The 12,615-nt window shown below is 64.7% G+C and carries 14 protein-coding genes; 7 read left to right on the forward strand and 7 right to left on the reverse strand.

Annotated elements, in window-relative coordinates:
• Nucleotides 1-23 precede the first annotated feature (23 nt).
• Both OOJ09_RS11170 and OOJ09_RS11175 read right to left on the reverse strand, forming a co-directional pair.
• On the reverse strand, nt 24-2,075 hold the full coding sequence (locus OOJ09_RS11170; RefSeq protein ID WP_269905264.1) for an elongation factor G: 2,052 nt from the start codon (nt 2,073-2,075) through the stop codon (nt 24-26).
• Nucleotides 2,076-2,276: 201 nt separating this feature from the next.
• Nucleotides 2,277-3,806, reverse strand: a complete 1,530-nt coding sequence (locus OOJ09_RS11175; protein WP_269905265.1) for a putative bifunctional diguanylate cyclase/phosphodiesterase — start codon at nt 3,804-3,806, stop codon at nt 2,277-2,279.
• A gap of 271 nt (nt 3,807-4,077) precedes the next feature.
• Here OOJ09_RS11175 and OOJ09_RS11180 point away from each other — a divergent pair, with 271 nt between their 5' ends.
• The gene (locus OOJ09_RS11180; RefSeq protein WP_269905266.1) at nt 4,078-4,473 is read left to right on the forward strand and encodes a cupin domain-containing protein; all 396 of its coding nucleotides are present in this window, start codon (nt 4,078-4,080) and stop codon (nt 4,471-4,473) included.
• A gap of 67 nt (nt 4,474-4,540) precedes the next feature.
• On the opposite strand, the gene OOJ09_RS11185 is transcribed toward OOJ09_RS11180, so the two are convergent.
• Nucleotides 4,541-5,743 carry a pyridoxal phosphate-dependent aminotransferase gene (locus OOJ09_RS11185; protein WP_269905287.1) on the reverse strand — a complete coding sequence of 401 codons (1,203 nt, stop codon included), beginning with the start codon at nt 5,741-5,743 and terminating at the stop codon, nt 4,541-4,543.
• A 197-nt stretch (nt 5,744-5,940) separates the two neighbouring features.
• Between OOJ09_RS11185 and OOJ09_RS11190 the strand changes: the two genes are divergently transcribed.
• The 3 genes from OOJ09_RS11190 to OOJ09_RS11200 all read left to right on the forward strand — a co-directional run bounded on the left by OOJ09_RS11190 (nt 5,941) and on the right by OOJ09_RS11200 (nt 8,774).
• Nucleotides 5,941-6,834 carry an EAL domain-containing protein gene (locus tag OOJ09_RS11190; RefSeq protein ID WP_269905267.1) on the forward strand — a complete coding sequence of 298 codons (894 nt, stop codon included), beginning with the start codon at nt 5,941-5,943 and terminating at the stop codon, nt 6,832-6,834.
• The gene (locus tag OOJ09_RS11195) at nt 6,831-7,679 is read left to right on the forward strand and encodes an EAL domain-containing protein (protein ID WP_269905268.1); all 849 of its coding nucleotides are present in this window, start codon (nt 6,831-6,833) and stop codon (nt 7,677-7,679) included. The genes OOJ09_RS11190 and OOJ09_RS11195 overlap by 4 nt, the downstream gene beginning before the upstream one ends.
• Before the next feature lie 486 nt (nt 7,680-8,165).
• On the forward strand, nt 8,166-8,774 hold the full coding sequence (locus OOJ09_RS11200; RefSeq protein WP_269905269.1) for a glutathione S-transferase family protein: 609 nt from the start codon (nt 8,166-8,168) through the stop codon (nt 8,772-8,774).
• A gap of 245 nt (nt 8,775-9,019) precedes the next feature.
• Here the strand turns inward: OOJ09_RS11200 and OOJ09_RS11205 are convergent, their stop codons facing one another.
• Together OOJ09_RS11205 and OOJ09_RS11210 are read right to left on the reverse strand one after the other, a co-directional pair.
• Entirely contained in the window at nt 9,020-9,232 is a 213-nt protein-coding gene (locus tag OOJ09_RS11205) for a cold-shock protein (protein ID WP_010910991.1), read from the reverse strand.
• Between the two features lie 80 nt (nt 9,233-9,312).
• The gene (locus tag OOJ09_RS11210) at nt 9,313-9,525 is read right to left on the reverse strand and encodes a hypothetical protein (RefSeq protein ID WP_269905270.1); all 213 of its coding nucleotides are present in this window, start codon (nt 9,523-9,525) and stop codon (nt 9,313-9,315) included.
• On the opposite strand from OOJ09_RS11210, the gene OOJ09_RS11215 reads away from it, so the two are divergent.
• The gene (locus OOJ09_RS11215) at nt 9,515-9,844 is read left to right on the forward strand and encodes a hypothetical protein (protein ID WP_269905271.1); all 330 of its coding nucleotides are present in this window, start codon (nt 9,515-9,517) and stop codon (nt 9,842-9,844) included. The genes OOJ09_RS11210 and OOJ09_RS11215 overlap by 11 nt on opposite strands.
• A 25-nt stretch (nt 9,845-9,869) precedes the next feature.
• Here OOJ09_RS11215 and OOJ09_RS11220 read toward each other — a convergent pair whose 3' ends face one another.
• Nucleotides 9,870-10,439 carry a methylated-DNA--[protein]-cysteine S-methyltransferase gene (locus tag OOJ09_RS11220; protein ID WP_269905272.1) on the reverse strand — a complete coding sequence of 190 codons (570 nt, stop codon included), beginning with the start codon at nt 10,437-10,439 and terminating at the stop codon, nt 9,870-9,872.
• A 181-nt stretch (nt 10,440-10,620) separates the two neighbouring features.
• Between OOJ09_RS11220 and OOJ09_RS11225 the strand changes: the two genes are divergently transcribed.
• On the forward strand, nt 10,621-11,574 hold the full coding sequence (locus OOJ09_RS11225) for a lytic transglycosylase domain-containing protein (RefSeq protein ID WP_269905273.1): 954 nt from the start codon (nt 10,621-10,623) through the stop codon (nt 11,572-11,574).
• Nucleotides 11,575-11,579: 5 nt separating this feature from the next.
• On the forward strand, nt 11,580-12,068 hold the full coding sequence (locus tag OOJ09_RS11230; protein ID WP_269905274.1) for a GNAT family N-acetyltransferase: 489 nt from the start codon (nt 11,580-11,582) through the stop codon (nt 12,066-12,068).
• Nucleotides 12,069-12,320: 252 nt separating this feature from the next.
• On the opposite strand, the gene OOJ09_RS11235 is transcribed toward OOJ09_RS11230, so the two are convergent.
• Nucleotides 12,321-12,615, reverse strand: a 295-nt coding sequence (locus tag OOJ09_RS11235) for a hypothetical protein (protein ID WP_269905275.1), incomplete at its 5' end; no start/stop codon positions are given.

Genomic DNA, 12,615 nt, shown 5'->3' on the forward strand with positions numbered 1-12,615 from the left:
GGGCAGGCGGCGTGGCGACAGGATCAGGCAGCCTTGCCGCTGGCGTTCATCGCCTCGTCGGCAAGGCGACCGGTAAGTTCTGCCATGTGGTCGAAGGCGGCGCGGTAACTGGCGACGCCCGCTGTCGCCGAGCGCAATTCGATGATCAGGTCGCCGATCTCGGCTTGCGGCATGGTTGCCTCGACGACATCCCACCCCGGCCAGCCAGGCCGCGCGTCATAGCCAAGGATCTGGCCGCGCCGCTGCGGGATCAGCGCGATGATCTTCGAGGTCGCGTCGGATGGGGTGACGATCTCGACCTTCATCACCGGTTCCAGAAGCACCGGCGAGCAGGCGGCCATGCCTTCCTTCATCGCCAGCCTGGCCGCCATCTGGAAGGCCATGTCGGAGGAATCGACCGCGTGATAGGAGCCATCCGACAGGTTGACGGCGACATCGACCACCGGGAAGCCGAGCGGGCCGGACTTCAAATAGTCGCGCACGCCAGTCTCGACCGACTGGATATAGGTCTTCGGCACGACGCCGCCGGTGATGGTGTCGGTGAACTGGAAGCCGGAGCCGCGCGGCAGAGGTTTGATCTCGATCACCACATCGCCGAACTGGCCATGGCCGCCGGACTGCTTCTTGTGGCGCCCGCGCTGCTGCGCCGTTTTGCGGATCGTCTCGCGGTAGGGCACCGCCGGGGCGTGGCCTTCGACCGGAATCTGGTTCTTGCCTTCCAGCCGCTCGCGCACGACACGCAGATGCATCTCGCCATGGCCCGACAGCACGGTCTCGGCCGAGTCCTGGTTGTGGCGCAGACTGAGCGAAGGGTCTTCCTCGGCCAGCCGCTGGATGGCGGCGGACATCTTCACCTCATCCTTGCGCTCCTTGGGGCGCAGCGCGAAGGCGAAGACCGGCTGCGGCGGCTCGGCATCGAACAGCTGTTTGGTGCCGCCCTTGGCCGAGGTCAGCGTCTGGCCGGTCTTGACCTCATCCAGCTTGCCGAGCGCCACCGTATCGCCAGCCTTGGCGGTGGTGAGCTTGGACTGGTCCTTGCCGAGCATCCTGTAGATGCCGGAGACCTTCGCCGTGTCACCGCTGGGCAGCCAGAGCTCGGAACCGTCGACGACCTGGCCGGACAGGATGCGCGACACCGACAGCTTGCCGCCATGCGGTGTGTGAATGGTCTTCATCACCTGAACCACGGTGGCGCTGCCATCCGGTGCGCCGAGCCGCTTGCGGGTCGCCTCGATGTCGGGAGCGTCGTGGCGGATTGCCTTCAGGAGGCGCAGCACGCCATTGCCCTTTTCGGCGGTGCCGATCAGCACCGGCGTCACCGCGCCGTCGCGCAGATCGGCGGCGAGGTCGTCGAAGATCGCATCCTTGGGCGGCTCGATTTCTTCGAGCAGCTGTTCCATCAGCTGGTCGTCATGGTCGGCAAGGGTTTCCAGCATGGAGAAGCGCGCTTCGAGCTCGCGCGCCTTGTCGTCGCCCGGTATCTGCGCAATTTCGCTCTCGGCATATTCGCGATAGATATAGGCGCGCTCCAGCGCCAGATCGATCGAGCCGATGACGACGCCATCCTTGCGCAGCGGAATCTGGCGCAGCAGCAAAGGGACCGCACTTGCCGGCTGCAGCATCTTCAGCGTGTCGCGCACGCCGGCGATCGCCTTGTCGACCTTGTTGAGGAACAGGATGCGCGGCACGCCGAGATCGTCGAGCTTGCGCATGATCAGTTGCAGCGCCGGGATCTTCTTTTCGTCGGCCTCGGCCACGACCACCGCGAGGTCGCATGCGGCCAGCACCGGCTCGGCCTCGAAGGAGAATTCGATGGAGCCGGGACAGTCGACGAAGGTGATCTGCTCGCCCATGAATTCGGTGGTGGCGAAGGTCGCCTCGACGCTCATGGCGTGGGCGCGCGCCTCCGGCGAATGGTCTGAAACGGTGTTGCCCGAGGAAACCGGGTTCTGGCGGGGAATGGCGCCCGTGCGGGCCAATATGGCTTCGAGAAGTGTCGTCTTACCGCTTGCGAAGGGACCGACTATGGCAATGCATTTCGGTCCCGTGCGTCGTCCTCCGGCGCGAGTACCCATGACTGACCTCCACTCAGGCGTTTCCCTGGGGACCGACTGGCATTTCATGGTTCAGGCGGGGTCAATCGGTCCTGAGCGGCGGCCGGCCTGTTCGACCGTCGCGGGCGGGGTTCTTTTTGATTGCCTCCACCTGAAGGCATCGTCCCACTTGTTTGCCGGCAGGGCAAGAAAAATAGAAAATACGGCGCTGTGCCACGCGGCTCAGGCGCTCAGTGCGAACTGGCCTGTCTTGGCTGTGCGCAAGGGACCAACCTTGTCGCGCGGCATCGGCCTGCCGATGAAATAGCCCTGGAAACGATTGCAGCCGGCAGCTCTGGCGAGAGCGAACTCTTCTTGCGTCTCGACACCCTCGGCGACGATGGTGACATCCTGGATGCGCGCGATCTGGGCGAGCGCCGAAACGAAGATCTGCGCCACCTGGTCATGGGCGAGGCTGCGGATGTAGGAACGGTCGATCTTGATGCAGTCGATGGGCAAGGTCTTCAGATAGTTGAAGCCGCAATGGCCGGTGCCGAAATCGTCGAGCGCGATGTGGAAGCCGAGGCCGCGCAATGCTTCGAGGCGCCGCAGGATTTCGGGCGTGGCGGCGGTCGCGACCGTCTCGGTGATCTCGATGACGAATTGCGCCGCGGAGCGGCCAGTTTCCTTCAGCACGCGGTCGCACATGGTGACGATCTCGTCGCGCTTCAGCTGTTCGCCGGAGACGTTGATCGAGATGCTGCGACCGGGGAAATGGCCGATATCGGCGCAAGCCCGCTTGAACACCCATTCGCCGAGCATATCGATCAGCGTCGAGCGCTCGGCGATCGGAATGAATTCGGCCGGCGAGATCAGGCCGCGAACCGGATGGCGCCAGCGGATCAGCCCTTCGAAGCCATGGGTGGAACCGTCCGGGTTGACGATCGGCTGGTAGTGCAGCTCCAACTCACCGAGATAGACCGCGGCGCGCAATTCCCGCTCGACCAGCCGGCGGTAGCGCTTGTCGGACAGCATCTCCTCGTCGAACACGGTGACGCGGCCACGGCCCGCCGCCTTGCTTTCGTAAAGCGCCAGGTCGGCAACCAGCATCAGTTCCGTCGTGTTCGACGCATGTGTCGGCGCCAGCGCGACGCCGACCGAAATGGAGAGCGGAATGGTCCTGCCTTCATGGGATTTGCCGGCCCGCATGGCGTCCAGCAGTTGCCGCACATCCTTGTTGATGGCGGTGAGATCACCGTGCGGAATGATGACGCCGAATTCGTCGCCGCCGAGCCGACCGACCATGCCGCCGGCAAAGATGCGCTCGGCGGTCTTGACGAGATGCGCCAGGGTGCGGTCGCCGAACTGATGCCCGAACGTGTCGTTGAGCTGCTTGAAATGGTCGAGGTCGATCAGCAGCAGGGCCGCATCGCGCCGATCGCGCATGGTGCCCAGGCTGTTGCCCAGCGCTTCGAGGAAATAGCGGCGGGTCATCGCCCCCGTCATCGCGTCCCTGGTCAGGAAGTGATGCTTTTCGGCCTCGGCGGCGGCCGCGGATTTCAGGCTGTGGACGACGCTGCTGCGCATGTACATCAGTGCCAGCAAAGCCAGGCTGGTGGCGAGGACCGAGATCACAAAGGCGCCGCCGGAGGGCAGATTTTCCGACATCTCGACCGCGTCGAGCAACGCGGCGCCGATGCTGATCAGGAGCAAGGACTGGATGCCACGGTAGATCCGGCCGCTATGGTCCTTGATCGTCGCCAATATGCTCATCGCATCGCCCCCTGCATCCGCCGGCAAAGGGCTAGTGGGCAGCCGTTAAAAAGCCCTTGAGGCAGACACGCCTGGCCAGCAATTTGGCCACCCGTGCCGGCGATCCAACGTTCATGGTTAAGAAGCTTGGTGTGGAGACCGGCAGGGCAGCGGCGAAGGCCGATGGCAGTTGCACGGCGCGGCATATCGGAGGAAAGTGCCGGCTCGCGCCAATGCCAGGAGAGGCGGCTTTCCGCCGCCAGTCCGCCACCAGATCAAGGACCCACTGACCATGAAGATCATTGCCTGTGGCAGCGTGCCGACGATCATAGCGCCGGAAAAATACTTCACCGGCCGGGTGCTGCAGACGCCGATCATCGAGAAGGAGGCGCCGGCGCGGCTGCGGGCCACGCTGGTCAGCTTCGAGCCGGGCGCGCGCACCCATTGGCACACGCATCCGCTTGGCCAGACGCTCTATGTCACGTCAGGCGCCGGCCTTGCCCAGACATGGGGAGAGGCGATCCAGGAGATCAGGGCGGGCGACGTCATCTCGTTCGCGCCTGGCGAAAAGCACTGGCATGGCGCGGCGCCGAAATCGGCGATGACGCACATCGCCATGCAGGAGGCGCTGGACGGTGTCCATGCCGACTGGCTGGAAGCGGTGACGTCAGCGCAATATGGCGGCTGAGTGCCCCGAGCCGAGCTCACAAAAAACCCGGCGTTGAGCCGGGTTCTTTGCGAGGAGATTGGCCTGGTCAGGTCAGTGATGCGGTGAAGCGCTGGATGCGCGTGCAGGCTTCCTCCAGCAGCGCCTCCGAGGTGGCGTAGGAGATGCGGAAGTTCGGGCCGAGGCCGAAGGCCGAGCCGAACACCACTGCGACGCCCTCGGCCTCGAGCAGTTCCGAGCAGAAGGCCTCGTCGGTGTCGATCACCTTGCCGGCCCTGGTCTGCTTGCCGATCAACTGGGCGCAGGACGGATAGACATAGAAGGCGCCTTCCGGCGACGGGCAGGTGATGCCGCGCGCCTGGTTGAGCATGGAGACGACGAGGTCGCGCCTCCCTTGAAAGATCGCCTTGTTCCTGGCGATGAAGTCCTGTGGGCCGTTGAGCGCTTCCACCGACGCCCATTGCGCGATGGTGCAGGCGCCGGAGGTCTGCTGGCCCTGGATCATGTCCATCGCCTTGATCAGCTGGACCGGGCCGGCCGCATAGCCGATGCGCCAGCCGGTCATCGCATAGGCCTTCGACACGCCGTTCATGGTCAACGTGCGGTCATAGAGCCTGGGCTCGACCTCGGCGATGGTCTTGAAGACGAAGTCGCCATAGGTCAGGTGCTCGTACATGTCGTCGGTCAGCGTCCAGACATGCGGATGCTTCAGCAGCACATCGGCCAGAGCGCGCAGTTCGGCCTCGGTGTAGGCAGCGCCCGACGGGTTCGACGGCGAGTTCATCAGCAGCCATTTAGTTTTCGGCGTGATCGCCTTTTCCAGCACTTCGGCGGTCAGCTTGAAGCCATTGTCGATCGAGGTGTCGGCAAACACCGACGTGCCGCCGCAGATCGCCACCATTTCGGGGTAGCTGACCCAGTAGGGGCGGGGGATGATGACCTCGTCGCCAGGGTTCAGCGTCGCCATGAAGGCGTTGAACAGGATCTGCTTGCCGCCGGTGCCGACGATGGTCTGCTCGGGCTTGTAGTCGAGATTGTTCTCGCGCTTGAATTTCCTGGCGATCGCCTCACGCAGCGGCGCGATGCCCGAAACCGGCGGATACTTCGTCTCGCCACGGCGGATCGCCTCGATCGCCGCATTCTTGATGTTGTCGGGCGTGTCGAAATCCGGCTCGCCGGCGCCCAGCCCGATAATGTCACGGCCGGCATTTTTCAGCTCGCGCGCTTTCTGCGTCACCGCGATGGTGGCGGAAGGCTTCACGCGGGAAAGGGTGTCGGCAAGGAAGGCCATGACCTTGAACGTCTCCAACAGAGGATCGGCACGGCCAGGATCGGCCGCGGCGCTTCTCATGTCCCATGATTTCGCGCAGTGCAAGCATTGTCGGCTGATCCAGATCTCAAGGGCCCGTGATCGGCAACAATAAATTCATTAACGGGCGGTAGAGGCTTGAGTGGCAGGATGGCAATCCAATCGCGGAGCGAGGAACCGTGTCGCGCAGCATCGGGCTTGCCCACATCATCCGTCAGGACGACGGCACCTCCACCGGTGTCTGGGGCATCTACACGCTGCAAAGCGCCTTCCAGCCGATCTTCGCCTTCAAGGAAGGCAAGCTTGCGGTGGTCGCTTTCGAAGGGCTGATCAGACCGTTCCGCGACGGCGAGCCGCTATCGCCGATGAATTTCTTCAGCACCTGCCCGTCCGCCGACCGCCTGCATGTCGAGGCGCTGACCAGGACGCTGCATCTGCTGAACGCCGGCGCCTGCCTGCCGCAGGAGGCGTCGATCTTCATCAATTTCGACCCGTCGGTGTTCACCGAACGCAGTGTCGCCGACAAGGCCCTGCGCGAAATGCGGCTGGTGCTGCACGAGGCGGGCATCGATCCACGCCGTGTCGTCTGCGAAGTGACCGAGCAGAGGTCGGAATCGCAGGAAACCCTGCACAGCTTCGTCGCGGCACTCAAAGCCAACGGCTTTCGCATCGCTGTCGACGACTATGGCGCCGATGATTCCGATATCAACCGCATCAAGGAACTGAAGCCCGATATCGTCAAGTTCGATGCCACCTGGATCACGCAGCTCATGGAATCCGGCGCCGGTTTCGCGCTCTTGACCACCATGGTGAAAAGCTTCGAGGAACAAGGCATCCACACGGTGTTCGAGGGCATCGAGGAGGCATGGCAGCTGGAGCTCGCCGAGAAATCGGGAGCCTCGATGGTGCAGGGTTTCGTGCTGGCGCGGCCCGAGCTGGCGCCGACCAGTTTTCGCGTCTTCGACAAGAACAGGCAGGCACCCGCTCCCGCCGCTGCCGGCGACACGCCTCCCGCGACGGCAGCGCATTCGGCGCGGCCGGCCAAAGCGTTCGGGCGCAGGGTGGCGACATGAGGCTGGGGCGGCGGCGCAATGTCGACGATGCGATCCAGGTCGATGAAGTCGGCATCGAGTACGGCATCCATGGCGAATTCCGGCTGCGCAGCGCCTATCAGCCGATCTTCGCGCCGCGCGGCCGCTTCCTTCACGCCGTGGCGGTCGAGGCCCTCATCGAGCCGCACCGTGCCGGCCGGCCCAGTGCGGCGCGGGTGTTCTTCGATGGCGTTGCCGCTTCGGATCGGCTGTTTGTCGAGACCATGTGCCGGGTGTTGCATCTGCGAAATTTCCGCAACATCGGCGTCGAAGGGCTCGATCTGTTCTTCAACTACAACCCGCTGATCAACGACCATCCCGGACGGGCGCTGGCCGAGATCCGGTTGATGACCAGGCATCTCGGTGACTTCGGCCTCGCCCCCGCCATGCTGGTCTGCGAAATCACCGAACAGTCGGCCGACGACGCGCTTCTCAGCCGGCTGGTGCGCGAAATGCGGCGCGACGGCATCCGCATCGCCATCGACGATTTCGGCACCGGGCACTCGACCGAGGAGCGGGTGAGCCTGCTCAATCCCGATATCGTCAAGATCGACGGCACCTGGTTCGCTGAGTTCTGCCGCCACGCCGCCGCCGAGCGGTTCTTCCGCCCGCTGGTTTCCACCTTGCACGACCGTGGCGCCAAGGTGCTGGTCGAAGGCATCGAGAACCCGACCCATCTGCGCGTCGCGCTGGAAGGCGGCGTCGACCTGCTGCAAGGCTATCACCTGGCCCGCCCCGCTCTGGCCGGAACGGTCTTCGAGGAAAAGCCGCTGTCCGTCGACACGCTGCTCGGCAGGGACAGCAAGGTCATTCCGCTGTTCGGCTAGGGCGAGAGCGTCCTTCTCCCCGTTTACGGCAGGGCTATCGCATATAGGCGGCCGGGGCTTTCGCTCTGCGATTTACCCCCACCCCTAACCCCTCCCCACAAGGGGGAGGGAGACTTCCGTTGGCGCTGACATCGGCAGATTGCCGACGTTTTTACGCCGAGCAAGAGCGCGCGGCAGCATTCCCTCCCCCTTGTGGGGAGGGTTAGGGTGGGGGTCTATCTTCGTAAGAATCCATATGCGATCGCCCTACCGTTTACGGGGAGAAATGCCCGGCAGGGCGATGAGGGGCGGCGCGACCTATCAGGACCCGCCATCTTCTCCCCGTAAACGAGGAGAACGACGCCGTCATCGGCACTTTCGCCAATCGTTGGCGTGCACGAGTTCCCCACACATCAGCGCCACTGATGGTCGCGCCAAAACAAATCACTGGTTGCGGCTGCCGCCGCTGCGATAATCGCGCCAGGAAAAGCGCTTCGGGAAACGGCAATGATACTCTACGGCATGATCGACAGCGGCAATTGCTACAAGCCGCGCCTGCTGATGGCCAAGCTCGGCCTCGACTTCACCAATGTCGAGGTGAGCTCGCATACCGGCGAGACGCGAAAAGCAGAGTTTGTCGCCAAGAATCCGAACGCCATGGTGCCGCTGCTCGAACTCGACGATGGCCGGCGGCTGGCCGAATCCAACGCCATCCTGCTCTATCTCGCCGAAGGCACACGGTTCCTGCCGGCGGACAAGTATCAACGCGGGCTGGCCTATCAGTGGCTGTTCTTCGAGCAATACAGCCACGAGCCCTACATTGCCGTGCGCAAGGCGCTGCTGACTTTCCCCGAACGAGCCAGGGACGCGACGCCGGAGCGGCTGGCGGTGACGCTGGAGCGTGGCAACAAGGCGCTCGGCGTGATGAACAAGCATCTGCAAGACAATGCCTTCTTCGCCGGCGGCGCGTTCAGCGTCGCCGACATCGCGCTCTATGCCTATACGCATACGGCGGAGCAGGGCGGCTTCCAGCTCGACGCCTATCCGGCGGTCGCCGCCTGGCTGAAGAGGGTGGAGGCGGATCCAGGGCACGTGCCGATCGAGTGGGTGGGATAGCACAGCGTCCTTCTCCCCGTGAACGGGGAGAAGGACGCTGTGGTCCAGACAAACAAAAAGGCGGGATAAATCCCGCCTTCCCATTTCCGGTAGCCTGATCGGGAGCGTCTGGTCCGGGCTGGCAGCTATCTGCTGATCCAGCTTGTCGGGTCTTTCCGCTCCGGCGCGCTTCTCGCGCGACCGTCAGTACATCCGTGACTTGCCGCGCGCCCCGGGCTCTCGCCCGGCGCGCGCCATTCGCAAAATCAGGCTGCCTTGCTCAGAGATCCAGCGGACGACTTGCCAGTGCGGCGGTCCTGCTCGATCTCGAAGTTGATCTTCTGGCCTTCGACCAGGGTCGACAGTCCAGCACGCTCGACTGCGGAGATGTGGACGAAAACGTCCGCGCCGCCCGCGTCAGGCTGAATGAAGCCGAAGCCCTTGGTGGCGTTGAACCACTTGACCGTTCCAGTTGCCATTTTAGATAGTCCTTCAACATTTGCTTTAGTTTGACCAGACCGAGTCCAGCCGGTGTGCATCGAGATTTTGGAGATAGACGTCAGCAAACGCGAAGATCGCGAGGCCCGGATCGATCGGCCGAAATATCAATGGAACGCATATAGGCTGCTTTCGCGTAAAAAACAAGACTGCGTGAGAAAGCCGTGATCTTGGCGCCGCCCAATGGCCGCCCCAATCTGGTGAAACCGTTGCCACGGATCGCGCCGTTTTCGGGCAGCGGATCAGGGTTTGGGGAGAGGACCATGAAGACCATTCTGCTAGCCGCCTGCATGACGCTGGTGGCCGCACAGGCGCAGGCGATCTCGCGCTACGACCCCACGCACATGAGCTGCGGCAAGGTTCAGGCGACGATCGCGCGGCAGGGCGCCGTCATCCTGCGCTACCAGTCGACGCGGGTGCCGGGACTGCCGCTCTACGACCGCTATGTGCAGAGCCAGCAATTCTGCACCATGGGCGAGGTGAGGACGCGCGCCTACGTGCCGAGCGCCGATACGAAGTCCTGTCCGGTCTACACCTGCAAGCGGCCGGACAATGAGCGGCATTTCCGCCGGCGGTTCTTCCACAACAACTAGACACCTTGTGCGGACGCGCCTTGCGTCAAAACCCGAAGGAAACCTGCGCCGGCGGCGGCGGGCCGACGCGCACGCCTTCCATGGCCAGCATCTTTTCCTTGGTGACGGAGCCGCCGGGCGCCGAGAAGCCGCCGATCTTGCCGCCGGCGGCAAGGATGCGATGGCAAGGGATGACCAGCGGCACCGGATTGGCACCAAGTGCTGCCCCGGTTTCGCGGGCGAGCCCGGCATGGCCGGCGGTCCTGGCCAGTTCGCCATAGGTGGTGGTTTCGCCAAAGGCGAGTTTTCGCGCCGCGTCATAGATGGCGAGGCGGAAATCGTCGACGCCGGCGAGATCGACCGGCACGCCGGTGAAGTCGACATCCTCGCCCGCCGCATAGGCCTTGATCGACGCGATGAGTTCGACCACCCATGGCGGCTGGGCCGTCGAGGCTGAAACGCCGGCATGGCGCATCAGCCGCCGCTCCACCGCTTCGCGGCTGCGTTCGGGCAGGCAGAGCCGGATCAGGCCCTTTTCGCTCCAGGCGATGCCCATGAAACCGATCACTGTTTCTAACACTGCGTGGCCAGCTGTGATCGAAGATGCCGTTTCCATGATGCGCTCCTTTCCGCAAAGCGGCGAAAACCGGGATTCGTGCCGGTACATATCAGGAACAATATGGCATCAGACCCCGGGTCTCGCCACCCGAAAACCACCTGATGGCCCCAATTGCCCGCCGGGAATCGCTGGTGTAAGGGATTTCTTAACGACCCGACGAACCGGACCCGAGCGCGGCTTGCCAGCAAAACTCAATCTTTTCGCGATCGGCGTCATCGTCGCCGCTGCCGGCCTCAGCGGCTGCACGTCAACCTCGCAGATGAAGTCCGCGCCTGCCCTTACCGAAACCGCGACCGCCGCGGGCGCCGACGCCGGCTTCACCATTCCTTTGCCGGAGACGGTTTCGGTGCTGCCGGAATCATCCGGCATTGCCCCCGTGCAGACGGCCGATCTGTCGGCTGGCCCCGCCGCGCCGGCATTCGATCCCGCCGCCCAGCCGGCGGCGGCCGCGACCGCCGCCTTTGCCGGATCGACCCCGGCGGCGCCCGCCGTGCCCGCGGTGATGACCGCCAACGCGGCGCCAGCCGTGGTCAAGACCAACGCCACGGCCGCGACCGCCTATGCCATCGCCGGCGTCACGCCGGCCCCGGGCAAGCTGCCCCCGCTCGCCGGCGGCACGGTGTCCCAGGCGTCGATGATGCCCGGCGTGCAGCAGGCGGCCTATGTCGTGCCGCACAACCCGGCTGCCCTGGTGCAGTTCCCGGCCGCGCCGGTTGGTCCGGCCGAAGAAGAGCATGCGACCGGCATGCGCGGCGACGTCGACCGGCTGATCGTCAAATACGCCGCGCTCTACCAGGTGCCGGCGGACCTGGTGCGCCATGTCGTCAACCGCGAGAGTACCTTCAACCCGAAAGCCTACAACAATGGCCATTGGGGGCTGATGCAGATCAAGCACGCGACGGCGCGCGGCATGGGCTATGACGGGCCGGCCAAGGGCCTGTTCGACGCCGAGACCAATTTGAAATACGCAGTGAAATATCTGCGCGGCGCCTGGCTGGTGTCGGGCGGCAACGCCAAGCGCGCCGACTGGCTCTACCAGACCGGCTATTACTTCGACGCCAAGCGCAAGGGCCTGCTCGAGGCGACCGGCCTCGGCACCGACCGCAAGCGGCGTCCGCAGCCCGACGCCTGAGCGCGATGCCCGAACCGCGTCCGCCGGCCCCGAACGACATCCGGCTGCGCAAGATCCTCGACGAGACGCTGGTTCCGCCGCACTGGCCCGAGGGCTTCGTCATGCGCCGCTTCGAGCCCGGTGACGCGCCGGCCTTGCATGCGCTGCTGACCGAAGTGTTCGACGACGGCACCGATGGCCCGTTCGAGGAGTGGTGGCCGCGTGTCGCCAACGACCCTGAATTCGATCCGGCGCTGTGCTTCCTGGTCATCGACGCCAAGGGCCGGCTTGCGGCGGCGGCGCTGTGCTGGTCGCGCGCCTTCGTCAAGGACCTTGCCGTTCACCCCGAGGCGCGCGGCAAGGGCATCGCCGAGGCGCTGATGTGGCACACCTTCGCCACCTTTCGCGAACGCGGCGCCGAGTGTGTCGACCTGAAGACCAACACGGTGGAGAACGCCGCCGCCGTCCGGCTCTATGAACGGCTGGGGATGACGCCGGTCGCCTGGGAAGGCTAGGGCCCGGCCGCTTCCTGTCGATTGGCGCCGGCCGTTTTTCCCGCCGCCGAGCGGAAACCGCCAGCGCATTGTGAGCCGCTTCACATAGGCGGCGGCCGGCCCATGCTAACGCAACGTCATGACACCAATTCAGCCGATCCGGGATCGTCGATCGGCTGGGCACAGGAGGAGGCTGCACCGGCATGTGTCGGCCCCTCCGCGGCGGGTTCCGGGGCGGGGTTTCGGGACCCGCCTTCATGCGCGATCTTTTCCCTAGATATCCGGTGCGTTGCCGATCTTCCGCTTGAGATCGAGCGCCCAGGCGCGGCCCTCGTCGCCGCCCCACAAAAGCCAGGCGATGTAGCCTGCCGACGGGTTCGCCTCGTTGCCGTAGTTCCTGCCGCGCTTGTCGACCTCGTGGCGGGCGAAGTAGCTGACCATGCGGCGGATGGTGGAGGGGGCGAGCTTTTCCCGGTTCTTCAGTTCGGTGGCCCGCGCCACGCCGATCTCGGTGCCGCCCCGGCCGAACTGCCTGCGCAGCCTGAGGCCCTTGGCGGCATTGTCGGCC

This window comes from Mesorhizobium qingshengii, assembly GCF_027563465.1.
Lineage (GTDB): Bacteria > Pseudomonadota > Alphaproteobacteria > Rhizobiales > Rhizobiaceae > Mesorhizobium > Mesorhizobium qingshengii_A.

Coding starts and splice junctions, on each gene's coding strand:
- OOJ09_RS11170 (WP_269905264.1), bottom strand. CDS start 2,075: ATGGGTACTCGCGCCGGAGGACGACGCACGGGACCGAAATGCATTGCC.
- OOJ09_RS11175 (WP_269905265.1), bottom strand. CDS start 3,806: ATGAGCATATTGGCGACGATCAAGGACCATAGCGGCCGGATCTACCGT.
- OOJ09_RS11180 (WP_269905266.1), top strand. CDS start 4,078: ATGAAGATCATTGCCTGTGGCAGCGTGCCGACGATCATAGCGCCGGAA.
- OOJ09_RS11185 (WP_269905287.1), bottom strand. CDS start 5,743: ATGGCCTTCCTTGCCGACACCCTTTCCCGCGTGAAGCCTTCCGCCACC.
- OOJ09_RS11195 (WP_269905268.1), top strand. CDS start 6,831: ATGAGGCTGGGGCGGCGGCGCAATGTCGACGATGCGATCCAGGTCGAT.
- OOJ09_RS11200 (WP_269905269.1), top strand. CDS start 8,166: ATGATACTCTACGGCATGATCGACAGCGGCAATTGCTACAAGCCGCGC.
- OOJ09_RS11205 (WP_010910991.1), bottom strand. CDS start 9,232: ATGGCAACTGGAACGGTCAAGTGGTTCAACGCCACCAAGGGCTTCGGC.
- OOJ09_RS11215 (WP_269905271.1), top strand. CDS start 9,515: ATGAAGACCATTCTGCTAGCCGCCTGCATGACGCTGGTGGCCGCACAG.
- OOJ09_RS11210 (WP_269905270.1), bottom strand. CDS start 9,525: ATGGTCTTCATGGTCCTCTCCCCAAACCCTGATCCGCTGCCCGAAAAC.
- OOJ09_RS11220 (WP_269905272.1), bottom strand. CDS start 10,439: ATGGAAACGGCATCTTCGATCACAGCTGGCCACGCAGTGTTAGAAACA.
- OOJ09_RS11230 (WP_269905274.1), top strand. CDS start 11,580: ATGCCCGAACCGCGTCCGCCGGCCCCGAACGACATCCGGCTGCGCAAG.